This window comes from Nocardia sp. NPDC102475, assembly GCF_055584605.1.
Genome location: NZ_JBVJLS010000022.1, coordinates 36,388 through 59,073, shown reverse-complemented (window position 1 = coordinate 59,073; position 22,686 = coordinate 36,388). Strand labels below are relative to the sequence as shown.

23 protein-coding genes are annotated in these 22,686 nt (G+C 65.3%); 17 read left to right on the top strand and 6 right to left on the bottom strand.

Annotated elements, in window-relative coordinates; translation table 11 throughout:
* Window positions 1–2 precede the first annotated feature (2 nt).
* The 4 genes from ACZ60G_RS32740 to mmsB all read left to right on the top strand — a co-directional run bounded on the left by ACZ60G_RS32740 (window position 3) and on the right by mmsB (window position 5,471).
* Entirely contained in the window at window positions 3–1,397 is a 1,395-nt protein-coding gene (locus ACZ60G_RS32740; RefSeq protein WP_465815123.1) for an L-fucose/L-arabinose isomerase family protein, read from the top strand.
* Between the two features lie 16 nt (window positions 1,398–1,413).
* A complete protein-coding gene (gene chvE / locus ACZ60G_RS32735; RefSeq protein WP_040698588.1) occupies window positions 1,414–2,508 on the top strand; it encodes a multiple monosaccharide ABC transporter substrate-binding protein in 1,095 nt (364 codons plus the stop codon).
* A gap of 96 nt (window positions 2,509–2,604) precedes the next feature.
* On the top strand, window positions 2,605–4,158 hold the full coding sequence (mmsA, locus tag ACZ60G_RS32730) for a multiple monosaccharide ABC transporter ATP-binding protein (RefSeq protein ID WP_465815121.1): 1,554 nt from the start codon (window positions 2,605–2,607) through the stop codon (window positions 4,156–4,158).
* Window positions 4,155–5,471, top strand: a complete 1,317-nt coding sequence (mmsB, locus tag ACZ60G_RS32725; RefSeq protein WP_465815119.1) for a multiple monosaccharide ABC transporter permease — start codon at window positions 4,155–4,157, stop codon at window positions 5,469–5,471. The genes mmsA and mmsB overlap by 4 nt, the downstream gene beginning before the upstream one ends.
* 4 nt (window positions 5,472–5,475) lie before the next feature.
* On the opposite strand, the gene ACZ60G_RS32720 is transcribed toward mmsB, so the two are convergent.
* Window positions 5,476–6,546 carry a LacI family DNA-binding transcriptional regulator gene (locus ACZ60G_RS32720; protein WP_465815117.1) on the bottom strand — a complete coding sequence of 357 codons (1,071 nt, stop codon included), beginning with the start codon at window positions 6,544–6,546 and terminating at the stop codon, window positions 5,476–5,478.
* 227 nt (window positions 6,547–6,773) lie between these two features.
* Here ACZ60G_RS32720 and ACZ60G_RS32715 point away from each other — a divergent pair, with 227 nt between their 5' ends.
* The 5 genes from ACZ60G_RS32715 (at window position 6,774) to ACZ60G_RS32695 (ending at window position 12,076) form a co-directional block, all read left to right on the top strand.
* Entirely contained in the window at window positions 6,774–7,733 is a 960-nt protein-coding gene (locus ACZ60G_RS32715; RefSeq protein ID WP_465815115.1) for an ABC transporter substrate-binding protein, read from the top strand.
* 13 nt (window positions 7,734–7,746) lie between these two features.
* A complete protein-coding gene (locus ACZ60G_RS32710) occupies window positions 7,747–9,279 on the top strand; it encodes a sugar ABC transporter ATP-binding protein (RefSeq protein WP_465815113.1) in 1,533 nt (510 codons plus the stop codon).
* Window positions 9,276–10,307 carry an ABC transporter permease gene (locus tag ACZ60G_RS32705; protein ID WP_465815111.1) on the top strand — a complete coding sequence of 344 codons (1,032 nt, stop codon included), beginning with the start codon at window positions 9,276–9,278 and terminating at the stop codon, window positions 10,305–10,307. Before ACZ60G_RS32710 ends, ACZ60G_RS32705 begins: the two co-directional genes overlap by 4 nt.
* Window positions 10,304–11,317 carry a galactofuranose ABC transporter, permease protein YjfF gene (gene yjfF, locus ACZ60G_RS32700; protein ID WP_465815110.1) on the top strand — a complete coding sequence of 338 codons (1,014 nt, stop codon included), beginning with the start codon at window positions 10,304–10,306 and terminating at the stop codon, window positions 11,315–11,317. Before ACZ60G_RS32705 ends, yjfF begins: the two co-directional genes overlap by 4 nt.
* A 207-nt stretch (window positions 11,318–11,524) precedes the next feature.
* Entirely contained in the window at window positions 11,525–12,076 is a 552-nt protein-coding gene (locus tag ACZ60G_RS32695; RefSeq protein WP_465815219.1) for a GNAT family N-acetyltransferase, read from the top strand.
* On the opposite strand, the gene ACZ60G_RS32690 is transcribed toward ACZ60G_RS32695, so the two are convergent.
* The gene (locus tag ACZ60G_RS32690; protein ID WP_465815108.1) at window positions 12,027–13,364 is read right to left on the bottom strand and encodes a helix-turn-helix domain-containing protein; all 1,338 of its coding nucleotides are present in this window, start codon (window positions 13,362–13,364) and stop codon (window positions 12,027–12,029) included. The two genes, ACZ60G_RS32695 and ACZ60G_RS32690, sit on opposite strands and share 50 nt — an antisense overlap.
* Window positions 13,365–13,551: 187 nt before the next feature.
* Between ACZ60G_RS32690 and ACZ60G_RS32685 the strand changes: the two genes are divergently transcribed.
* The 8 genes from ACZ60G_RS32685 (at window position 13,552) to ACZ60G_RS32650 (ending at window position 19,551) form a co-directional block, all read left to right on the top strand.
* On the top strand, window positions 13,552–13,878 hold the full coding sequence (locus ACZ60G_RS32685; protein ID WP_465815105.1) for a hypothetical protein: 327 nt from the start codon (window positions 13,552–13,554) through the stop codon (window positions 13,876–13,878).
* Window positions 13,875–14,147 (top strand): hypothetical protein, encoded by a 273-nt coding sequence (locus ACZ60G_RS32680; protein WP_465815103.1) that lies wholly within the window; start codon window positions 13,875–13,877, stop codon window positions 14,145–14,147. The genes ACZ60G_RS32685 and ACZ60G_RS32680 overlap by 4 nt, the downstream gene beginning before the upstream one ends.
* A 155-nt stretch (window positions 14,148–14,302) precedes the next feature.
* Window positions 14,303–14,542 carry a hypothetical protein gene (locus tag ACZ60G_RS32675; protein ID WP_465815101.1) on the top strand — a complete coding sequence of 80 codons (240 nt, stop codon included), beginning with the start codon at window positions 14,303–14,305 and terminating at the stop codon, window positions 14,540–14,542.
* Window positions 14,543–14,764: 222 nt separating this feature from the next.
* Window positions 14,765–15,778, top strand: coding sequence for an NADP-dependent oxidoreductase (locus ACZ60G_RS32670; protein WP_465815099.1), 1,014 nt, complete (start codon window positions 14,765–14,767; stop codon window positions 15,776–15,778).
* Window positions 15,778–16,587 (top strand): SDR family oxidoreductase, encoded by an 810-nt coding sequence (locus tag ACZ60G_RS32665; protein WP_465815097.1) that lies wholly within the window; start codon window positions 15,778–15,780, stop codon window positions 16,585–16,587. The genes ACZ60G_RS32670 and ACZ60G_RS32665 overlap by 1 nt, the downstream gene beginning before the upstream one ends.
* Window positions 16,584–17,204 (top strand): HAD family hydrolase, encoded by a 621-nt coding sequence (locus tag ACZ60G_RS32660; protein ID WP_465815095.1) that lies wholly within the window; start codon window positions 16,584–16,586, stop codon window positions 17,202–17,204. The genes ACZ60G_RS32665 and ACZ60G_RS32660 overlap by 4 nt, the downstream gene beginning before the upstream one ends.
* Before the next feature lie 58 nt (window positions 17,205–17,262).
* Window positions 17,263–18,480 (top strand): acyl-CoA dehydrogenase family protein, encoded by a 1,218-nt coding sequence (locus ACZ60G_RS32655; protein ID WP_465815093.1) that lies wholly within the window; start codon window positions 17,263–17,265, stop codon window positions 18,478–18,480.
* Window positions 18,481–18,495: 15 nt separating this feature from the next.
* The gene (locus tag ACZ60G_RS32650; RefSeq protein WP_465815091.1) at window positions 18,496–19,551 is read left to right on the top strand and encodes a phosphotransferase family protein; all 1,056 of its coding nucleotides are present in this window, start codon (window positions 18,496–18,498) and stop codon (window positions 19,549–19,551) included.
* Between the two features lie 71 nt (window positions 19,552–19,622).
* On the opposite strand, the gene ACZ60G_RS32645 is transcribed toward ACZ60G_RS32650, so the two are convergent.
* From ACZ60G_RS32645 to ACZ60G_RS32630, 4 genes are read right to left on the bottom strand one after another with little or no spacing between them, the layout of a single operon-like run.
* Window positions 19,623–20,075: a MaoC family dehydratase gene (locus ACZ60G_RS32645; protein WP_465815089.1), complete on the bottom strand. Its 453-nt coding sequence runs from the start codon at window positions 20,073–20,075 to the stop codon at window positions 19,623–19,625.
* Between the two features lie 10 nt (window positions 20,076–20,085).
* Window positions 20,086–20,847, bottom strand: coding sequence for a 3-oxoacyl-ACP reductase FabG (fabG, locus tag ACZ60G_RS32640; RefSeq protein ID WP_465815087.1), 762 nt, complete (start codon window positions 20,845–20,847; stop codon window positions 20,086–20,088).
* A 34-nt stretch (window positions 20,848–20,881) separates the two neighbouring features.
* Window positions 20,882–21,865: an NADPH:quinone oxidoreductase family protein gene (locus tag ACZ60G_RS32635; RefSeq protein WP_465815085.1), complete on the bottom strand. Its 984-nt coding sequence runs from the start codon at window positions 21,863–21,865 to the stop codon at window positions 20,882–20,884.
* Window positions 21,862–22,617 (bottom strand): SDR family oxidoreductase, encoded by a 756-nt coding sequence (locus tag ACZ60G_RS32630; protein ID WP_433622660.1) that lies wholly within the window; start codon window positions 22,615–22,617, stop codon window positions 21,862–21,864. Before ACZ60G_RS32630 ends, ACZ60G_RS32635 begins: the two co-directional genes overlap by 4 nt.
* Window positions 22,618–22,686 lie beyond the last annotated feature (69 nt).

Below are 22,686 nucleotides of genomic sequence, written 5' to 3'. Positions count from 1 at the left end.
CGATGAACCCGAAACCACGCATCGGCCTACTCGGCATCATGCAGGCCCTCTACGACGACATGATCCCGGGCATCGCCGAGCGCCAGGACCGCTACGCCCACGAGATCGCCGAACAACTCGCCGATCTCGCCGACTGGACCGTCGGACGCCCCGTCAAGGACCGGCGTGACGCCGAGGCGGTCATGCGCGAATTCGTCAATGCCGATCTCGACGGCGTCATGGTCGTGATGCTCACCTACGGCCCGGCGATGCGGGTGGCGCGGTTGTTCAACGAGAACCGGCTTCCGGTGCTACTGGCCAATATTCAGCCCGAGCCAGCTGTCACCCCCGCCTGGGATATGGCGGATATGACCTACAACCAGGGCATCCATGGTGCTCAGGACACCGCGAATGCGATGGTCCGCGCCGACCGCCCGTTCACCGTAGTGACCGACGATTGGCGCACACCGGAATTCGCTGTGCGCGTTGATCGCTGGGCACGCGCCGCGCGCGCGGTCACCGCATGGCGGTCGTTGAAGGTCGGCGTATTCGGCTATGCCATGAACGATATGGGCGACATCCGCGTCGACGAGAACGCGCTGTTGCGGGCGCTCGGCCCGGAGATCAGCTTCGTCGCACCCGGTGACCTCTACCGCGGCAGCCAGGCGGTGACCGATGAGGACGTGGCGGCGCTGATGGCTTGGGAGGACCGGGAATTCGCGATCGATCCGGCACTGACCGGTGCGGAACGCGAAGACCACGCCCGGATGCAGATCGCCATCGAACGCATTCTCACCGATCGCGGCTACGGTGCGTACTCGACGCATTTCGACGCGATCGGCGAGGACGGCCGGTTCCAGCGGCTGCCACTGGCCGCGGCATCGAGTCTGATGGCCAAGGGGTACGGCTATGGCGCCGAAGGCGATGCGATGGCAGCCGCCATGGTCTACGCGGGCCATCAGCTGATCGGCGACGGCCATTTCACCGAGATGTATGCGATGGACTTCCCCTCCGACTCGATCCTGATGAGCCATATGGGCGAGGGGAATTGGCGGATCGCGCGCACCGATGAGCCGGTTCGACTGATCCGGCGCGAGCTCGGCATCGGCAAGCTCGACGAGCCGCCCACCTTCCTGTTCCGCTACCGGCCGGGGCCCGCGACGCTGGCCTGTCTGGTTTCGCTCGGCGGCGAAAAGTTCCGGCTGGTGGTGGCGGAGGGCACTGTGCTCGACAGCCAGGAACTACCCGCGCTGGAGATGCCCTACGGCCAGTTCCGCCCCGCGAGCGGCGTTCGGGCCTGCATGGACGGCTGGCTCACCGCGGGCGGGCCGCATCACCAGGTCATGAATATCGGCCACCACGCCGCCGACTGGCAGGTCTTCTGTCAGCTCGCCGGTATCGAGTTCGTCCAGGTCTAGTCAAGGAGTTGTGCCCATGCCCACTATCAACCGACGCGGACTCTTCGCCGGCGCTGCCGGTGTCGCCGCGCTGTTGGCCGCCGCCGCGTGTTCCGTTGAGGACAGCGGGAATTCGTCCGCGGCCGGCGGCATGATCGGCATCGCCATGCCGACGAAATCCTCCGAACGCTGGGTCGCCGACGGCAACAATATCGTCAAGCAGTTCAAGGACCTCGGCTACGACACCGATCTGCAGTACGCCGAAGACGTCATCGAAACGCAGGTTTCGCAGATCGAGAACATGATCACCCGGGGCGTCAAGGCACTGGTGATCGCGGCGATCGACAACAAATCGCTCACCGGCGTATTGCAGCAGGCAAAGACGAACAAGATCGCGGTGATCGCCTACGACCGGCTCATCCGCGACACCGCGAATGTCGACTATTACGCTACCTTCGACAACTTCAAAGTCGGTGTGCTGGAAGCGAATTACATTGTGGACCGGCTCGGGCTGCGGGATGGCAAGGGCCCGTTCTCGATCGAACTGTTCGCCGGTTCCCCTGACGACAACAACACCTACTACTTCTTCAACGGCGCCATGTCGGTGATCCGGCCCTATCTCGACTCCGGCAAGCTGGTGGTCCGCTCCGGGCAGACCGCCATCGATCAGGTGACCACGCTGCGCTGGGACGGCGCCACCGCCCAGTCCCGGATGGAGAACCTGCTCAGCGCCAACTACTCCACCACGAATATCGATGCCGTGCTGTCCCCCTACGACGGCCTCAGTATCGGCATCGTCTCGGCCCTCAAGGCGGTCGGGTACGGCAGGGGCGATAAGAAGATGCCGGTCGTCACCGGTCAGGATGCCGAGAAGGCGTCGGTGAAGTCGATCATCGCGGGCGAGCAGACCATGACCGTCTTCAAAGACACCCGTGACCTCGCCAAACGCGCCGTGCAGATGGTCAATGCGATCTTGACCAGCGGCACCCCGGAAACCAACGACACCACCTCCTACGACAACGGCGCCAAGAAGGTGCCGTCGTATCTGCTGCAGCCGGTCTCGGTCGATAAGGACAACTACCGGAAGGTGCTCATCGACTCCGGCTATTACTCCGAGCGCGACTTCGCCTGACGACCGGGAATGCCCGCATGGCCGAGTCAGGGCCCGGAGGAGGCAGCCTGCGTAACCACGGAGGGCCCCTCGGGCATGCAGAAAAGGACACAGCCCATGACCAAACACATTCTCGAAATGCGCGGAATCACCATGGAATTCCCGGGTGTAAAAGCGCTCGACGCGGTGGATTTCGCGGTGGCCGACGGCGAAATCCACGCGCTGGTCGGCGAGAACGGCGCGGGCAAATCGACGCTCATGAAGGTGGTCAGCGGCGTCTACCCGCACGGCTCCTACAGCGGACAGATCCGCATGGACGGTACCGATGTGGCGTTCAAGGATATTCGCGGTAGCGAGGCGGCCGGGATCGCGATCATCCACCAGGAATTGGCGCTGGTGCCGCAGCTTTCGATCGCGGAGAATATCTTCCTCGGCAATGAACGGCTGCGCAGCTGGACCGTCGACTGGCACGAGACCAATCGGCAGGCGATGCTGCTGATGCGGCAGGTCGGTCTCGTCGAGGATCCCGAAACCCTGGTCGCCGCTTTGGGTGTCGGTAAACAGCAGCTCGTCGAAATCGCGAAGGCGCTGTCCAAACAGGTGCGATTGCTCATCCTCGACGAACCGACCGCGGCGCTCAACGAGACCGACAGCGCGAGCCTGCTCGCGCTGCTGCGGCAACTGCGCGAACAGGGCATCACCTCGATCCTTATCTCGCACAAGCTCAATGAGGTGCTAGAGGTCGCGGATTCGATCACCGTGCTGCGCGACGGCCGCACCATCGAGACCCTGGATGCGGCGACCGCGGAGGTCACCGAGGATCGCATTATCAAGGGGATGGTCGGGCGCGATCTCGACCACCGGTTCCCGCCGCGGACGGATCCGCAGATCGGCGAGGTGTTCTTCGAGATCGCCGATTGGAATGTCGATCACCCGACCGTTGCCGATCGCCGGATCGTACGGGACGCCGCACTGAACGTACGGCGCGGTGAAATCGTCGGTATCGCCGGATTGATGGGTGCCGGGCGCACGGAATTGGCGATGAGTGTTTTCGGCCGGTCCTACGGCCGCAATATTCGCGGCACGATCCGCAAAGATGGTGCGGTACTGCGAGTTTCGTCGGTGCGCGATGCGATCGGCGCGGGGATCGCCTATGTCTCGGAGGACCGCAAGCAATACGGATTGATCCTCGATGAAGACATCCGGCGCAATATCACCCTGGCCAATCTTCCCGCGGTCTCCCGGCACACCGTCATCGACACCCACCGCGAGATCGTCGAAGCCGAGCGCCTGCGCACCCGGCTGACGGTGAAGACGCCGACGGTATTCCAGAAGGTGGGCAACCTCTCCGGCGGAAACCAGCAGAAGGTCGTACTCGGCAAATGGATCTTCACCGAACCCGATCTGCTGATCCTCGACGAGCCGACCCGCGGTATCGACGTCGGCGCAAAATACGAGATCTATCTGATCGTCCACCAGCTCGCCGCCGCCGGGAAGGGCGTGCTGATCATCTCCTCGGAACTGCCGGAACTACTGGGCCTGTGTGACCGCGTCTACGCGATGAGCCAGGGTCGCATCACCGGGGAGCTTCCGAAACACGAAGCCACACAGGAGGCTGTCATGAAACTGATGACGCGCGGCACCGCCACAGCCGAGGCGGTACCCGAATGACGTTGCTGGACAAACTGGAAGACGACGACTCCGCGGAGGTCATCGCGAAGGCCGTCGAGCAGAAACAGGTCGGCGCGCTCGCAGCGCTGCGTCGCACCCTGCGCGGCAATGTGCGCCAGTACGGCATGATCGTTGCGCTCGTGGTGATCACGCTGCTGTTCCAAATCCTCACCACGGCAAAGCTTTCCGACGGCGTCAGCCTGTTGACGCCGCTCAATGTCACGAATGTCATCCTGCAGAACGGCTACATCCTGGTGCTGGCCATCGGGATGATGCTGGTGATCATCAACGGGCACATCGACCTATCGGTCGGATCACTGTGCGCGCTGGTCGGCGCGGTGACCGGTATCGCCATCGTGCAGTGGCACTGGCCGTGGCCGCTGGTCGTGCTGGCGGCCGTCGCGATGGGCGCGGCCATCGGTGCATGGCAAGGATATTGGATCGCCTACGTCAAGATTCCGGCATTCATCGTCACTCTCGGCGGCATGCTGCTGTTCCGTGGTCTGGCGCAGTTGGTGCTCAAAGGTCAGTCGATCGGGCCGTTCCCGCAGGGCTTCGTGAATATCGCGGCCGGATATCTTCCGAATTGGGTACCGCTGCATGCCGTTCAGTTCGCCGGGTTCAACGGAATCGCGATACGGCTGCGCGTCGGCGAGCTGAACGGTTTGACCTTGCTCATAGGCGTGCTCGCGGTAGCGGCCCTGGTGTGGTCGCAGTGGCGGGTGCGCCAACGCCGACACTCCTACGGTCTGCCTGCCGGACCCCGCTCGCTGTTCATCGCGAAGTTGGTGGCGCTCGGTGCGGTCATCCTGGCATTCAGCTTCGTATTGGCGTCCTACAACGGGATTCCGATTATCGGCGTCATCCTGATCGTGCTGATCGTGCTGTATTCGTTCGTCATGAACCGCTCGGTGATCGGGCGGCGGATCTACGCCGTCGGCGGCAATGAGAAGGCCGCGCAGCTGTCCGGGGTGAATACCAAGGCCAATACGTTCTGGGTTTTCGTGAATATGGGCATGCTCGCGGCGCTGGCGGGTGTCATCTTCGCGGCCCGGCTCGGTGCGGCAACTCCGAAGGCGGGACAGAACTTCGAGCTCGACGCCATTGCCGCGGCATTCGTCGGTGGCGCGTCGGCAAGCGGCGGCATCGGCACGGTCGTGGGTGCGATCGTCGGAGCGCTGGTAATGGGCGTGATGAACAACGGCATGTCGATGCTCGGCGTCGGCAGCGACTGGCAGCTGGTCATCAAGGGCCTGGTGCTGCTGGCCGCGGTGGCGTTCGACGTCTACAACAAGAAGCGCGCGGCCGCCTGAACCTTCACCGCTGGGCCGGTGCCGCCGTGCTGTCGCGCGTGACCAGCGTCGGCACCACCGACGGCGATGCCGGTTCGGCGGTGGTGCCGTCGAATTCCAAGAGCCGCAACAATATCCGCATACTGCGACGGCCTACTTCGTCGAAGTCCTGCCGGACGGTCGTGAGCGGCGGCGAAAGGTAGGCGGCCTCCGGAATGTCGTCGAAACCGACCACCGAGATGTCGGCGGGCACCCGGATACCGCGTTCGGTGAAGGCGCGCAGCATGCCGAGCGCCATCTGGTCATTGGCCGCGAATACCGCGGTCACATCGGGCTGCGCGGCGAGCAGCAGGCCCGCTTCGTATCCGGAGCGGGCACTCCAATCCCCGCCGATCACCGGGGGGATCGGCGCGCCCGCGGCCTCCAGCGTGCGTCGCCAGCCCTCGATGCGGTCGCGTGCCTCCAGCCAGTCACTGGGTCCGGCGACCTGCCATACCGTGCGATGCCCCAGATCGAGCAGATGTTGCACCGCCAGCCGGGCACCCTCGACCTGATCGACAGAAACCGACGGCAACCCACTGTCCTGTCCGGCCTCGACCGCGACGGCCAGCAGGCGTTCGGGCAGGTTGTGCAGCGCCGCGGCGGCGGCCATCTGCGGGGCGATGACGATGATTCCGTCCACTCCCTGATCGGCCAGACTGTTCGCGGCCGCCAGCACGCTGGAGCGGTCCACCGTCTCCAGCGCGAAGATGCTGACACCGTAACCCGCTGTGCGAGCGGCACGTTCGATGCCGAGCAGGGTGCACGCCGGGCCGTACAGGATGGTGTCGAAACTGACCACGCCGAGCATATTCGAGCGCCTGCTGACCAGCCCCCTGGCCATGGCGTTGGGGCGGTAGCCGAGCTGTTCGACGGCGCGCAATACCCGCTCGCGGGTCTCCGGGCGTACGTTCGCGCTGCCGTTGAGCACCCGCGACACGGTCTGATGGGAGACTCCGGCGAGTTTGGCGACATCGGTCATGACCGCCGGGCGCGCGCCCGTCGGCCGAACCGCCGTTGAGGTGTCCCCGGCGGCAAATCCGTCCCTGTCCCTCACATCCCACCTTCCAAAGCGTCGTCCCAGTTCCCCCAGGTTAACGCTCACACGGCCGATGACCACACTGCGACCCTGAGCCACCGCGCTGACCTCGGCAACCGATATCCAGTCGTCGCCACCAGATTACGGCCGCGAGAGCTCTTGACTAGAAGAATGTGAGCGCTAACACTAACAGGGCAACCGCACCTCGGTGCAACACGTTTCACAATTCAAGGGAGAGCCTGATCGTGTTGAAGAGGCTTCTGATCACCGCCAGCGCACTTGTCCTCACCGCAGCAACGGCCATCGGCTGCGGCAGTTCGGGAAGCGACCAGACCGTACTCGGGTTCTCCCAGGTAGGCGCCGAAAGCGGTTGGCGAACCGCGAATACGAAATCCATCCAGGACGCCGCGGCCGCCGCCGGAATACAGCTGAAATTCGCTGACGCCCAACAGAAACAGGAAAACCAGATCAAGGCGATCCGCACCTTCATTCAGCAGCGCGTCGACGTCATCGCCTTCTCCCCCGTCGTCGCATCCGGATGGGACACCGTCCTGAAGGAGGCCAAGGACGCCAAGATTCCGGTGATCCTCACCGATCGCTCGGTCGACTCGGCCGACACCTCGCTCTACGTGACCTTCCTCGGCTCGGATTTCGTCGAAGAGGGCCGCAGGGCGGCGAATTGGCTCGTCGACGCGACCAAGAACTCGAACGACACCGTGAATATCGCCGAGTTGCAGGGCACCACCGGATCCGCCCCCGCGACGGATCGGAAGAAGGGTTTCCAGGAGGTCATCGGCGCCGACCCGAAGTTCAAGATCATCGCATCGCAGACCGCGGAGTTCACCCGCGCCAAGGGCAAAGAGGTGATGCAGGCATTCCTGGCCGCGCACCGAGACATCAACGTGTTGTACGCGCACAACGACGATATGGCGCTCGGCGCGATCCAGGCGATCGAGGAGGCCGGGCTGAAGCCGGGTAAGGACATCAAGATCATCTCGATCGACGGGACCCGAGATGCCTTCCAGGCCATGGCCGACGGCAAGATCAACGTCGTGGTCGAATGCAATCCGCTGCTCGGCCCGAAGCTGATGGAGATCACCAAGGAGGTCGTGGCGGGTCACCCGACGCCCAAGCGGATCGTCACCGACGAAGGCGTCTACACCCAGGACCAGGCCGCCGCCGCGCTGCCCACCCGGACGTACTGAGCCGGAGCAGTGCATGTCGGAACCGACTGTCACACCCGCACTTCGGATGTCGGGCATCGTCAAGCGTTTCGCCGGGGTCACCGCGCTGTCCGAGGTGGACCTGCGGCTGTTCCCCGGTGAGATACACGCACTGGTCGGTGAGAACGGTGCGGGCAAATCCACCCTCATCAAGGTGCTCACCGGAATCCACGACGCCGATGCCGGAATCATCGAACTCGACGGTCGCCCGGTGCGCTTCACCGGCCCGCAGCAGGCGCTGCGGGCCGGGGTGAGCACCGTCTATCAGGAGGTGAATCTGTGCCCGAATCTGTCGGTCGCGGAGAACATCTACATCGGACGGGAACCGCGGCGGGCCGGTCTGATCCGATTCGCCGCGATGCGTCGCGAGGCCGCCCGGTTGCTGGCCAGACTGCATCTGAACATCGATGTGGCGGCCCCACTCGGCTCGTATTCGCTTGCGGTGCAACAGCTCATCGCCATCGCCCGAGCCGTCGACCTGGATGCGAAGGTCCTCATCCTGGACGAGCCGACCTCATCGCTGGACACCGGTGAGGTCGAGCAACTGTTCGCGATGATGCGCAGGCTCGCCGCCGATGGCGTGGCGATCGGATTCGTCACCCACTTCCTCGATCAGATCTTCGAGATCTGCGACCGGGCAACCGTGCTGCGCAACGGAACTCTCGTCGGCGAGTATCCGGTGGCACAACTGGACCAGAAGGATCTCATCGCGCACATGCTCGGCACGGCGCTGCGCACGCTCGACGAGATCGAGCACGAGAAGCCGGATCCGGCGGTGGTGGCGCGCCACGATCCGCTGTTGCAGGCCACCGGGATCGGCGGGCGCCGCAATTCTGTCGCGCCATTCGATCTCACCGTCCGGGACGGCGAAGTCGTCGGGTTGGCCGGGCTGCTCGGCTCCGGCCGCACCGAGGTGGCGCGCCTGCTCTTCGGCGCCGACCGCGCGTCCACCGGGAATCTCCGCGTGGCTGGCGCACCGACGGCACTGCGCTCGCCGCGCGCCGCGATCGACCACCGGATCGCCTTCTGTCCCGAAGATCGCAAATCCCAGGGCCTGATCCTCGACCTGTCGGTGCGCGACAATATCGTGCTCGCGGTCCAGGCCGCGCGCGGCTGGGCCCGGCCGCTGTCGGCGCGCAAGCGCGACGAACTCGTCGCCGGGTACATCACCTCGCTGCGGATCGTCCCGGCCGATCCGGATACGCCGGTGAAATTCCTCAGCGGCGGCAACCAGCAGAAGGTGCTGCTGGCCCGCTGGCTGGCCACCCGGCCGAAACTGCTGATCCTCGACGAACCGACCCGCGGCATCGATATCGGGGCCAAGGCGGAAATTCAGCGGCTGGTCATCTCACTGTCCGAGGAGGGCATGTCGGTGCTGTTCATCTCCGCCGAACTCGAGGAGATACTGCGCCTCAGTCACAAGGTGGCGATCCTGCGCGATCGGCGGCTGGTCGCCGAACTCGTCAACGATGCCACCCTGACCATGGACCGCCTCACCGAAACCATTGCGAGCGGGGCGATTTCATGACGATTATCCGGAACCACCTGTTCTGGCCCGCGGCCGCGCTCATCGCATTGCTGATCGTCAACGTCGCGTTCACGCCCGGGTTCCTCTCGATCCGCATCCAGGACGGACACCTCTACGGCAGCCTGATCGATATCCTGCGCTACGGCGCACCACTGGTGCTGATCTCGCTCGGCATGACGCTGGTCATCGCGACGCGCGGCATCGACCTGTCGGTCGGCACGGTCGTGGCCATCGCGGGTGCGCTGGCCTGTCTGCACATCAGCAATATGCCGGATCAGGCCGATGCCGGTGGCGTCGCCGTCGCGGTGCTGATCGCGCTCGGCGTGGCGGTCGCGCTCGGACTGTGGAACGGAGTGTTGGTGGCGCGCTTCGGGATTCAGCCGATCGTGGCGACATTGATTCTGATGGTGGCCGGGCGCGGTGTCGCACAGCTGATTACGTCCGGTCAGATCATCACGATCAACAGTCCGCCGTACAAGGTCATCGGTGGTGGCTATCTGCTCGGGCTGCCGGTGCCCGTCTTGGTCGCCGCCGCAGTGTTCGCTGGGCTCGCGTTGTTGTTGCGGCGCAGTGCGCTCGGGCTGCTGCTGGAATCGGTGGGCGGTAATGCCGAGGCGGCGCGTCTGGTCGGCATCCGGGCCGGTGGTCTGATCGTCGCCGTCTACGCGGTCTGCGCGTGCTGCGCCGCAATCGCGGGACTGATGATCAGCTCGAATGTCTCTGCGGCGGACGGCAACAACGCCGGACTGTGGATCGAACTCGATGCGATTCTCGCGGTCGTCATCGGCGGTACCGCGTTGACCGGTGGGCGATTTCAGCTCGGCGGCACCGTCCTCGGGGCGCTGGTGATCCAGACGCTCACCACCACGATCTACACCGTCGGGGTGCCACCGGAGACGACGCTGGTCTCCAAGGCGGTCGTGGTGATCGCGGTCTGCCTGATCCAGTCACCGGCCTTCCGCGCCAAGGTCTTTCGCCGACGACCCCGACGGAGCATTCCATCGACAGCGACGGAGGCGACTACATGAACGTGCTGACCCAGGCCCGCGCCGTCCGACCTGCTCTGCGCCGCCCCACGATGCGCGGGCACCGCAGCCGATATATCCCGGTGCTGGCGACCGCGGCACTGTTCGCCATCATCTATGGCGTCGGAGTGATGCGCTATCCGGCGTTCGGCTATCCGCAGGTTTTCGTGAACCTGTTCATAGACAACGCCTTTCTGCTCGTCCTCGCCGTCGGGACAACCTTCGTGATCCTCACCGGCGGCATCGACCTGTCCGTAGGCGCGGTGCTGGCCCTGTCCACGGTGGTCTCGGCGTGGCTGGTGACCGTGCACGGGTGGCCGCCGCTGCTGGTCATGCCGCTCATGCTGGTAGGCGGCACGCTCTTCGGGGCCGCGATGGGCGCGGTTATCCACTACTTCGAGATCCAGCCGTTCATCGTGACGCTGGCCGGTATGTTCCTCGCACGCGGGCTGGCGTATGTGATCAGCACGGATTCGATCACGATCACCGACCCCGTGTATACGGATCTGGCGCAGCGTCGATTCCGGCTCGGCGGGGACGTATTCCTGACGGTGGGCATGATCGTCGCGCTGGTAGTCGTCGCCGTGGCCTTCGTCGTTCTGCACTACACCCGACTGGGTCGCACCGCCTACGCGATCGGCGGCAACGAACAGTCGGCGCTCATGATGGGGCTACCGGTGGCCAGGACCAAGGTCGCCGTGTACGCGATCAGCGGCTTCTGCTCGGCACTCGCGGGCATCCTGTTCACGCTTTACACCCTGTCCGGCTGGAGCCTGCACGCCGTCGGCATGGAACTCGACGCCATCGCCGCGGTCGTCATCGGCGGCACCCTGCTCACCGGCGGCTCCGGATTCGTCCTCGGCTCGGTACTCGGTGTACTGACCCTCGGCGTAATCCAGACGATCATCAGCTTCGAAGGCACCCTGAGTTCCTGGTGGACCAAGATCTTCATCGGCGTCCTGCTACTCGCCTTCATCCTGCTCCAGCGCACCATCGCAACCCGCGACGGATAGGTACATCGGCAGGCAGCGCGCCGGTGAGGCAGCAGGGCACCTCGGTGCAACACGTTTCACAATTGAAGGGAGAGTCCGTCCGGACGACAGGTCATCGCGGATGTTACCGACCGCTTCTATTCTGCTTCGGCATAGAGTGATCAAGCGAGCGAGGGAGCACACGTGGTGGACCTGCCAGAAGTGAATCGCTGCGACACCCCGCGCGCGATGATGTTGACGGACTCGGTGTGTGCGCTGTTCGATCGAGCATTCACCCTTCCTCCGCACCGGTGGTCCGCAGCGGAGTCAGCGCGACACCACGATGTGCTCACATCGCTACTCGCCCGGCCAGGTTTCGTCCTGGTGACAGCCGAGATGGACGACGTCGTGATCGGCGCGGCCTATGGATATCCGCTCGAGTCGGCAGACGGCTGGTGGGACAAGGTAGAGCCGTTGCCGCCCGAGTTCACGGCGGAGTCGGGCGACCGAACCTTCCTGATAAGTGGTCTGGCAGTCGATCCGGACTGGCAGCGGAAAGGCATCGGGCGGAAGGTGATTCAATGTCTGCTCGCCGATCGACCTGAGCAGCGAGTTGCATATTCGGTGCTGCCCGGGGCGACCGGTGTTCACTCGCTGATCGGGCGACCGGAAACAGAACCCGTCGGATATCGATACTTCCCGCCCAACGCGCCTATCGAATTGCTTGCGTTCTATACGCTGGGGCTACCGATCAGAGGAAACCGTGAGCTGCGAGTTCCTGGTCCAGCTCCCGAACCGTGACCGAATCCTGCCACGGAGTCAAGTCGGATCGGGCATTGCGCAGCGCTTCGACCAGACGGCCGCTCTGGTTCTTCTTGGCCAGATTGGCGGCGTCTGCGATCGCAGCCGACGCTGCTTCGATTTCCCGCTGGACGATGTAGGCATTGCCGAGCTCTAGCACCGAGAACGCGCGGTCGCGAACAAACGTCGGATCGATCAGTTTCAGCGACTCCTGAGCTGCTGCTTCGGCTTTCGTGGAATCGCCCAGCCGACGCATGCAGTGACTTCGGGCTGCCGCGCTGAGACCGGGACCGTAGAAATAGGCGAGCGAAGACACCGGTTGATGCGGCCCGACCGAATCGGCGACCGCCGCCGAGTTCTCGTCCAAGATCGCAAGGCAGGCGGTTTTCTCGCCGATTTCGGCATAGGCACGAGCGGCCATCTCCGTCGCATCTGCTACTAGCAGTCGATCATCGGTCCGTCGTGCCCAGTCCAATGCGGCCGTGGCGTGATCGACCGCAAGCCGCGGGTGGCCCCGCCAGAGGGCGAGATGACTTAGGTGCGAGAGCGTGAATGCCGCTAACTTCACGTCCCGGGCTTCGTGGGCAGCGGTGCGCGCCTCCTCGTAAAACGAGCAGGCGGAAGCCAAGTCCCCCATGTCGAAATAAAGCCAGCCAGCGAACCGCGTCAGGTTTGCGAACACTGACAGCAGTTTCGGACGCAACTGCGACGGACAATCGTGCAGCAGCGACGCAACGAGGCTCCGCTGAGTCAACACCGAGCGAAGCACAAGCCAGGGGCCGAACTGATCGTCAGTGTCCATAGCCTTCGCCAGCATCGCCTCGATGCTGCCTATGACATCTTCATCAACCTGAAGGTCCGCTCGACCCAAGATCGGCCTGTCCATGACCATGCTCTCGGTCGCGGCGGGTGCGGATATCTGAGCGGCGACGATACCCATCAGCCGAACAAATTCTCGTCGCTCCACAATGTTCAACGGTAGACCTTCCACAAAGGCCGCGCGAGTAGCCGATCCGACCTCCTTCCCGTCGAACTCGCACCTGATTGATGCACCTTGATCGGCAGAAAGTGCCGCATCGAATCGCTCCCGCTGATCCGTGTCGAGCTCGGAAAGTGCCCCATAGAGCAGCCGTCGGCTGGCCGCTCGGAGAGATGTTGTCCGTTCGGTCTCCCAAGAGACCAGCGTTCGACGAGTGACCCCCAGCTTGCGGGCGAATTCGATCCGACTCAGTCGCAACGCCTCTCGCAACGCAACGACCTCCCCGGCTGTCCACACGATCTCCGGCATCGGGCTCCCCACTTCCACCGCAGCTAGTGACTCCAAGGGCAAAAGTACCGCTTTCTGCCCACCTGCTGCACTTTTACGACCTACCCAACGACCGACACGCTAGAACCGGCACCCGGTGCTGGGTGTGTTCCGGCCCCGGCACCGAGTGCACTCCAAAACAAAACTACGTAACCGGGGGTGTCACTCAATGCCCGCTGAACTCATCACAGCCATGGTTGTCGCCGCCGCAGTGATGTCCTTCCTGTGGCTCATCTTCTACGGCCTGCCCTACCTGCTCGGCTCTGATGCCGTCCCCGACGACGCGATCCCGGCAACCGACATCCTCGAGCGCGTCACTTGCAAAACCGCGCGTATCCACCCCGCACCGCCCGACGGGTACACCGTCGAAGAAGCTGGCTACGTCCTGCAAGAACACCTCGAGTGCAGCCGCGAGACCTGCGACGCCAAGAACACCGCCTACTGGATCCGCGCTGAGGCGGGGAAGCTCCAGCCCACACGGGAAGCCACCCGATGAGCGGCCTGATCGAATTCAGCGACGGCACATACGGTCTCGTCGGTGACGATGGATGGGTTGAAGAATTCGACGCCATCGAGATGCCCGCGCCGGAGCTGGAAACAACTTCCGCGTTGAGGGTGACGTGCATCGACGTCGAAGCCGCCTCTGTCATCGACACCGAACTGCCGCAGCGGATCCCGCTTGTTGGTCCGCCAGTTCGGGTGGATCTGCCGGTCGAACTGGTCGAACGCATCGCAGAGGCAGTGCGCGAGTGGGCCGATCAGTGAGGATCCCCGCCAACCGGATGCCCGCCGCCGCCGCTTACCGGCCGGATTCACGCGACGCTGGAATCCGTCGCTACTTCGGTCTAGTCCAGTTCGCATTGATCGTTCGCGTGCCCGCGTCGAGGCTGTCCTGTTGGCGACACAGCACCCACACCTGGGTGCCCTCACCAGACATCCACGTCGGCGACCATCCCGGTTGGTCGATGGCGTGCATCGACGCATGGAGCCCCGACGGTGACCCGTTCCCGCGGCCGCCGGTCGTGCAATTCGCCGACACCGCCGCCATCAGGGCCCGCTACCACGGGATGCCCATGTCCACTTTGTGGGCGTGCATCGGTGACGGCACCATCCCCCTGCCCGTCGTGTGGGTCGACAACCGACCGGGCTGGCTGTTGTGACGCGCGCCCGTCACAACTCCCGTCCCCGGTCGTGCGCGGCCGGGGACCGTTTTGACTTAGATTGATAGCAAGCCGTAGTCCGGTTGCCGAGACAACAGCACGGTGGGCGTGATGCAACAATTGAATCCGACGTCAACTTCAACTAACCTCTGAGCCATCCGGCAACCGGCGCTCCATCGCGAACGCCCCGGTCAGCGCGCATGAACATGGAGGTTTCTGGTCGTGAAGAGCCGAGAGGTACATCTGGTGGCCCGGCCCACCGGCGAACCCGCACCATCCGATTTCCGGATGGTGACCACGGATGTCCCGGACCCGGGCAGTGGGCAGTTGCTGGTCCGCAACGACTGGATGTCGGTCGATCCGTACATGCGCAACCGCATGAACGACGTGAAGTCCTACATTCCGCCGTTCCGACTCGATGCCCCCATGGACGGCGGCGCGGTCGGCACCGTCGTCGCCTCGGGTGTACCGGGAATCGAAGTCGGCGCGACAGTGCTGCACGATCTCGGCTGGCGGGAGCACGCGCTATTGAAGGCGGGGCAGGCGCGCGTGGTCGATACCACGCTGGCACCGGCCGAGACCTACCTCGGCCCGCTCGGCATCCCCGGACTCACGGCGTATGTGGGTCTGAAGGAAATCGCGCCGGTCCGTCCGGGTGACGTCGTATTCATCTCGGGCGCGGCAGGTGCCGTCGGTCTCGCCGCCTGCCGGGTGGCCAGGCACTTCGGCGCGGCCAAGATCATCGGGTCGGCGGGGGGTCCGGAGAAGGCACGGCGGCTGGTCGAGGAGTTCGGCTACGACGCCGGGATCGACTACCGGGCGGGCAGTCTGGGGAAACGGTTGCACGAGGCGGCCCCGGACGGCATCGACGTCTACTTCGACAATGTCGGCGGCGACCATTTGCAGGCGGCGATCGGCTCGATGCGCGACTTCGGCCGAATCGCTCTGTGCGGAGCCGTCGCCGGGTACAACGCCGAAACCCCGCCGCCCGGCCCGAAGAATCTGGCGCTGGCGGTGGTTCGCCGACTGTCGTTGCGCGGCTTCATCGTCACCGATCATCCGGAACTGGCAGCGGAGTATGCGGCGCTCGCAGCGGACTGGGTGCGTGATGGCAGCCTTCGCGTGCCCACCACGGTGCTGACTGGCATCGACACCGCTGTCGACGCCTTCCTCGGCCTGCTGCGCGGTGCCAATACCGGCAAGATGCTGGTCCGGCTGAATGGCGAGGCGAACTGATGCGCGTGCAGAACGCGGTCGCGATCGTCACCGGCGCCGCCGGCGGCATCGGCGCGGCAATCGCGCAACGCCTGCTCGAGCACGGAGCTCGCGTCCTGATCACCGACCGTGACGCGGACCGGCTCGCGGCGACGGCACGTCAACTCGCCGAGGCATTTCCGGGCGCGGTGTCCGGACAGGCCGGTGACGCCGCATCCGAATCCGATCTCCGCAAGCTCATCGATACGGCCACAACCGAATTCGGCCCCGTCGACATGTTCTTCGCGAACGCCGGTGTCGGCGGCGGCCCCGGACTGGACGCCACCGAGGCGCAGTGGGAGCAAGCACTCGAGGTCAACACCTTGGCGCACGTGCGGGCGGCGCGGTTGCTCGTCCCGGACTGGCTCGAACGCGGCGGCGGCTACTTCGTGAGCACCGCCTCGGCGGCGGGACTGCTCACCCAGATCGGTTCGGCCACCTACGCGGTCTCCAAGCACGCGGCCGTCGGATTCGCCGAATGGCTGGCGGTGACCTACGGGGATCTCGGTGTGCGGGTCAGCTGCCTGTGTCCGATGGGTGTCGATACCGCCCTGCTCACCGGACTCGGTACAGACGGCGGATCCGCCGGCGACCTGGCCACCCGCGCCGTCACCGGAGCCGGGGCGGTGCTGGCTCCCCTCGATGTGGCCGATCGCGTGCTCGAGGCGATCGAGGCCGAACGTTTCCTCGTGCTGCCACACGAGGAGGTCCGAGACTTCCTGCACCGCAAGGCTGCCGATCACGACCGCTGGATCGCGGGCATGCAGCGCTATCGGAGGTCACTGTCTTGAGCGGGCGCAGCGCTGTGCTGTTCGATTTCGGCGGCGTCCTCACCACCGCCGTACTCGCCGCCTTCGCCGAATTCGGCGCGGAGCTGGGCGACCCGCGGCTACCGCTGCGTTTGCTCACCCGCGATCCGGAAAGCAGTGCGCTGCTGGTGGATCACGAGGAGGGGCGCATCGGTGAGCGTGAGTTCGAGGTCGGGTTCGCGCGGCGGCTGCGCGCGCACGGCGTCGAAATCGACGATGCGGGCCTTGTCGATCGCATCCAGTCCCGGCTGCATCCCGACCCGGAAATGATCGAGCTGGTCGCAGGTGTCCGCGCGGCGGGCTACCGCGTCGGTCTGCTGTCGAATTCGCTCGGCGACGACTGCTACGCGGGCTTCGACCTGCCAGCCATGTTCGACGCGGTGACCATCTCCGCGGAGATCGGCGCCCGCAAACCGTCCCGCCGGGCCTATCTCGTCGGCTGCGAACGGCTCGGTGTCGCGCCCGAGCAGACCATCATGGTCGACGACCTCGAGCAGAACATCAGCGCGGCCGAACTGCTCGGACTCGGCGGCATCGTGCACCGCGACGCCGCGTCGACGGCGGCCCTGCTGTGGCCCGCGCTACGAACCCCCAGCTGATCCACCCACCTTGCGGCGCAGTCCCTTTCGACCGCCCGCACCAACGATCGGAGCCTCGATGGACCTGTTCAGCACGTCCGAGCGCACCCAGCGGTATCAACGCGATCTGCGCGCCTTCATGGACGAATGCGTATACCCGGCCGAGTCGGAATACGAGAAGCAGATGGCGGCAGCCGGCGATCCGCACCACCATCCGCAGATCGTCGAGGACCTCAAGACCGAGGCTCGCGCCCGCGGCCTGTGGAATCTGTTCCATCCGCATCCCGAATGGGGTCCGGGCCTGACCAATCTGGAATACGCCCCGCTGGCCGAGATCATGGGCCACAGCCCGCATCTCGCGCCGGAGGCGTGCAACTGTTCGGCGCCCGACACCGGCAATATGGAGGTGTTCACCCTCTTCGGCACCCAGGAGCACAAGGAGCGCTGGCTGGAGCCGCTGCTGAACGGCACCATCCGCTCCGCCTTCGCGATGACCGAGCCCGCCGTCGCCAGCTCCGACGCCACCAATATCCAGTTGCGCATGACGCGCGACGGTGACCACTACGTGCTCAACGGCCGGAAGTGGTTCGCCTCCAACGCATTACACAAGAACTGCAAGGTGCTCATCGTCATGGGCAAGACCGACCCGGACGCACCCAAGCACCGCCAGCAGTCGATGATGGTCGTGCCGATCGACGCACCCGGTGTGACGGTCATGCGCAATCTGCCGGTGTTCGGTTACGCCGACCGCGAGGGCCACGCCGAGATCGATTTCTCCGATGTGCGGGTCCCCGTCACGGATGTATTGAAGGGCGAGGGCGAGGGTTTCGCCATCAGCCAGGCCCGGCTCGGTCCGGGTCGCATCCACCACTGCATGCGCGCCATCGGTATGGCCGAACGCGCGCTGGAACTGATGTGCGCACGCGCCGAATCGCGAATCACATTCGGGCAGAGGCTGAGTGAGCGCGCCAATATCCAGGACTGGATCGCCGAGGCCCGCATCGATATCGAACAGGCCCGGCTGCTGACCCTCAAGGCCGCCTGGATGATGGACACCGTCGGCAATAAGGCGGCCCAGGTCGAGATCGCGGCGATCAAGATCGCCGCACCGGAGATGGCGCTGCGGATCGTGGATCGGGCGATCCAGGTGCACGGCGGGGCCGGTGTCACCGACGATTTCCCGCTCGCCAGCATGTACGCGCACCTGCGCACATTGCGTCTGGCCGATGGACCCGACGAAGTGCACAAACGCGCCATCGCGCGCGCCGAACTCGGTAAGTTCAGGACCGGGGCGTAGGACGGACAGGAACGAATGCAGACAAGTAACGGGCTTATTCAGCCCACCGCGGACGCGACCGGCTTCGATATCGATGCGGCCGCGTTCGCGGACTGGGTGTCCTCGCTCGGTTCGGCGTGCACCGCGCCGGTGCGGGCCGAACGGGTGGGGATCGGCCAGTCCAATCTGACCTTCCTGATCACCGATGCGCAGGGGCGGCGTTGGGTGCTGCGGCGTCCGCCGCTCGGCCACCTGCTGGCGTCCGCGCACGATGTGGCGCGGGAGGCGCGCGTGATGTCGGCCCTGGCGCCCACCGATGTCCCGGTGCCGCGCGTCCACGATATCCGGCACGAGGGCGAGATCGCGCTCGTGCTCATGGAATTCGTCGACGGACTGGTCATCGACGGGGTCGAGACCGCCGAGCGAATCACCCCCGAGCTGCGCCGCAGCGCCGGGCTGTCACTGGTGCGTACGCTGGCCCGCATCCACGCCGTCGATCTGGAAGCCACCGCGCTGATCGACCTGGCCAGTCACAAACCGTACGCCGAGCGACAGCTCAAACGGTGGTCGGCACAGTGGGAGAAGTCGAAAACACGGGACCTGCCGCTGGTGGACCGTCTCACCGAACGGCTCCGGGCCGCCGTTCCCGAACAGCGCGAACTCGCGCTCGTGCACGGCGATTACAACCTCCGCAATGTGATCACCACACCGGAGACGGGTGCGGTCGCCGCCGTACTCGACTGGGAGCTGTGCACCCTCGGTGATCCGCTTGCCGATGTCGGCAGTCTGCTGGCCTACTGGCCGATGCCGGGCGAAGCGGCCATTCCGGGTACGGAAATGGTCATGCTCCCGGGTTTTCCGTCTCGTGCCGAACTGGTCGAGGAGTATCTCGCGATCACCGGACGTGACCGGCGGGCACTCGGGTTCTGGCATGCGCTCGGGCTGTGGAAGCTCGCTGTCATTGCCGAGGGTGTGTACCGCCGCACCCTCGACGACCCTCGCAACCGTGCGGCGGCGGGCATTCCGACTACCGATCTGGTCGACGGGCTCGCCGAAACCGCCGACCGGATCGCCACCGAAGCCGGTTTCTGAGACGAAAACGGCCTGTCTCCCGATATCACCAGGGAGACAGGCCGTTTCGCATTGTCCGGCGGTCACTTCTATCAGGGCACGAGTACCGACAGCGCTTCCGCGATACAGGCGGGCTTGTTGCTGCCCTCGCGCTCGATGGTCACCAGAGCCGTCACCTGGACCCCCGCTTTGGTCGGCTCGAGCTTCACCAGTTCCACACCCGCCCGCACGCGACTACCCGACGGCACCGGCGACGGGAAGCGAACCTTGTTGCTGCCGTAGTTGATTCCCATCTGCACCCCGTCGACGCGATACACCTGCCAGACCAGCTGCGGCAATAGCGACAGGGTCAGATAGCCGTGGGCGATCGTCGTGCCGAACGGTCCCTGGGCGGCCCGCTCGGGGTCGACGTGAATCCACTGCCGGTCACCGGTCGCCTCGGCGAACAGGTCGATCTGCTCCTGGGTGACGGTGTGCCATTCGCTGTAGCCGAGATGGGTGCCGACGGCCTGCTCGAGTTCGCCGATTCCATTGAATACCTTCATTATTCGCGCCTCAGACCGTCGGCGCGCCGGCGACGTAGAGCACCTGGCCGGTGACATACGACGCGCCCTCGCTGACGAAGAACGACACCGTGTGCGCGATATCCTCGGGCTTGCCGACGCGTCCTACCGGAATCCGCGCCACCAGGGTCTTGCTGAACTCCTCGAACGAAACACCCATGCGCTCGGCGGTGGCGACGGTCATCTCGGTCTCGATGAATCCCGGCGCGACGGAGTTCACGGTCACGCCGAATTTGCCGAGTTCGATCGCGAGAGTCTTGGTGAATCCCTGCAATCCGGCCTTCGCCGCGGCGTAGTTGGCCTGACCGCGATTGCCGAGCGCCGAAGTGCTGGAGAGATTGACGATGCGGCCCCAGCCCGCGTCGGTCATGTACTTCTGCGTCGCGCGGCTCATCAGGAAGGATCCGCGCAGGTGCACGCCCATGACCGCATCCCAGTCGTCGACGGTCATTTTGTACAGCATGTTGTCGCGGATGATGCCCGCATTGTTCACCAGGACGGTGGGCGCGCCCAGTTCGGCGGCGACCCGCTCGACCGCCGCGGCGACGGCCTGTTCATCGGCGACGTTCGCGCCCACCGCGAGCGCCCGGCCGCCGGCCGATTCGATTTCGGCGACAACGGTTTTGCAGGCCGCCTCGTCGAGATCCAGGACGGCGATCGCGAATCCATCCGCCGCCAGCCGCTTGGCGACAGCCGCGCCGATGCCGCGTGCCGCGCCGGTCACGATGGCGGTACGGGTTGTCTCACTGCTCATTACGGTTCTCCTTGTCGAATTCGGTTGGCACCGTTCACGGTTCGAAGACCACACGGCCGACGGTCTTGCCGTCGGCGAGGCGCTGCAGTCCGGCAGCCACGTTATCCAGTGGCAGCCGCTCGCCGATCAAGGGTTTCACCACACCCCGCTCGGCCAGCCCGGTCAGTTCCAGATGGCAGTCGCGCACCGCTTGCGGATCCTTGTCGCGGTACAGGCCCCAGTGCAGGCCGAGGATCGAATAGTTCTTCACCAGTGCGTGATTCAGTGCGGTGGACTGGATCTGCCCGCCGGCGAAACCGACGACCAGGATGCGTCCCTCGAAGGCGATGCACTTGGTGGACCGCTGATACACCTCGCCGCCGACCGGGTCGTACACCACATCCGCACCGCGACCGTCGGTCGCTTCCCGCACGACCGAGACGAAATCCTGTGCGCTGCGATCCACCACGATATCCGCGCCGAGCGCCCGCGCGACCTCGGACTTGGCCGCGCTGCCGACCACCCCGATCACCGTGGCTCCGGCCGCCTTACCCAATTGCACGGCCGCACTGCCGACGCCACCGGCCGCCGCATGCACCAGCAGCGTCTCCCCTGCCCGCAGGCCGGCGCGCCGATGCAGTCCGAACCACCCAGTCTGATAGCCGATGAAGAGGGCGGCGGCCTCGGCATCGTCGAGCGCGGCCGGGGCGGGAAAGATATCCGCGGCGCGCATGACCGCCAGTTCCGCGAACCCTCCCCAGGGCAGCGCCGGACTGCCGAGCACTCGGTCGCCGATCGCGATGCCGTCGACGTCGGCACCGACCGCGACCACCTCACCGCACAGTTCCACCCCCGGGGTGAACGGGAGTTCGGGCTTGATCTGGTACTCGCCCCGGCACATCAGCACGTCCGGAAAGTTCGCGGCCGCGGCGCGGGTTCGCACCACCACTTGGCCTGGACCGGGCTCGGGCTCCGCCAATTCGACCAGGCGCAGTACCTGCGCCGGTTCGCCCAATTCCGTTACCTGCCAAGCCTTCACGCCACGCCTCCGGTGAGGGTGACGCCGCCGTCGACGACGATCAGCTGGCCGGTCAACCAGGCCGCGTCGTCGGAGAGCAGGAAGGCGGCGACACTGCCGATGTCCTCGGGTACGCCGAGGCGCTTGAGCGGATAGGCCGAGGCGACCTGCTCCTCGCGGCCGTCGTAGAGCGCGGTGGCGAATTGGGTCTTGACCACGGCGGGCGCGATGGCGTTCACCCGGATCGACGGGCCGAGTTCGACCGCCAACTCCTGGGTGATGTGCACCAGCATCGCCTTGGTTGCCCCGTAGAACCCGATGCCGGGCGCGGGCTTGATCCCGGCAACCGACGCGACATTGACCACCGAGCCACCGTGCTCACCCAGCCATGCCTTGTGCGCCTGCTGCACCCAGGAGATCGCCGCCAGGCAGTTCACCTCGAAGACTTTACGGGCCGCGGCCAGGTCGAGTTCGACCATCGGCCCATACACCGGGTTGATACCGGCATTGTTGACCAGGAAGTCGACCGAACCGAAGGTCTCCAGCGTGCGCTCGATGGCCTCGGTCTGATGTTCGACGTCGTCGGCTCGACCCGCGACGGCGATGGCGTGCTCGGGTCCGCCGAGTTCGGCGATCACCGCGTCCAGCGCGTCCTTTTTGCGGGCGGTCACACAGACCCGCGCACCGTCGGCCACCAGCCGCTGCGCGATGGCCAGCCCGATACCGCGGCTGGCTCCGGTGACAATCGCCGTCTTTCCGTCGAAACGACCCATTACGTAAGCCTCTCCTGATGCTCGAACTGCGTGACCCAGACTCACCGAACTTGATTCCGACGTCAAGTT

Coding starts and splice junctions, on each gene's coding strand:
- ACZ60G_RS32665 (WP_465815097.1), top strand. CDS start 15,778: ATGCGCGTGCAGAACGCGGTCGCGATCGTCACCGGCGCCGCCGGCGGC.
- ACZ60G_RS32680 (WP_465815103.1), top strand. CDS start 13,875: ATGAGCGGCCTGATCGAATTCAGCGACGGCACATACGGTCTCGTCGGT.
- ACZ60G_RS32710 (WP_465815113.1), top strand. CDS start 7,747: ATGTCGGAACCGACTGTCACACCCGCACTTCGGATGTCGGGCATCGTC.
- ACZ60G_RS32650 (WP_465815091.1), top strand. CDS start 18,496: ATGCAGACAAGTAACGGGCTTATTCAGCCCACCGCGGACGCGACCGGC.
- ACZ60G_RS32630 (WP_433622660.1), bottom strand. CDS start 22,617: ATGGGTCGTTTCGACGGAAAGACGGCGATTGTCACCGGAGCCAGCCGC.
- ACZ60G_RS32705 (WP_465815111.1), top strand. CDS start 9,276: ATGACGATTATCCGGAACCACCTGTTCTGGCCCGCGGCCGCGCTCATC.
- ACZ60G_RS32690 (WP_465815108.1), bottom strand. CDS start 13,364: ATGCCGGAGATCGTGTGGACAGCCGGGGAGGTCGTTGCGTTGCGAGAG.
- ACZ60G_RS32685 (WP_465815105.1), top strand. CDS start 13,552: ATGCCCGCTGAACTCATCACAGCCATGGTTGTCGCCGCCGCAGTGATG.
- yjfF (WP_465815110.1), top strand. CDS start 10,304: ATGAACGTGCTGACCCAGGCCCGCGCCGTCCGACCTGCTCTGCGCCGC.
- fabG (WP_465815087.1), bottom strand. CDS start 20,847: ATGAGCAGTGAGACAACCCGTACCGCCATCGTGACCGGCGCGGCACGC.
- mmsB (WP_465815119.1), top strand. CDS start 4,155: ATGACGTTGCTGGACAAACTGGAAGACGACGACTCCGCGGAGGTCATC.
- mmsA (WP_465815121.1), top strand. CDS start 2,605: ATGACCAAACACATTCTCGAAATGCGCGGAATCACCATGGAATTCCCG.
- ACZ60G_RS32655 (WP_465815093.1), top strand. CDS start 17,263: ATGGACCTGTTCAGCACGTCCGAGCGCACCCAGCGGTATCAACGCGAT.
- ACZ60G_RS32740 (WP_465815123.1), top strand. CDS start 3: ATGAACCCGAAACCACGCATCGGCCTACTCGGCATCATGCAGGCCCTC.
- ACZ60G_RS32695 (WP_465815219.1), top strand. CDS start 11,525: ATGATGTTGACGGACTCGGTGTGTGCGCTGTTCGATCGAGCATTCACC.
- ACZ60G_RS32645 (WP_465815089.1), bottom strand. CDS start 20,075: ATGAAGGTATTCAATGGAATCGGCGAACTCGAGCAGGCCGTCGGCACC.
- chvE (WP_040698588.1), top strand. CDS start 1,414: ATGCCCACTATCAACCGACGCGGACTCTTCGCCGGCGCTGCCGGTGTC.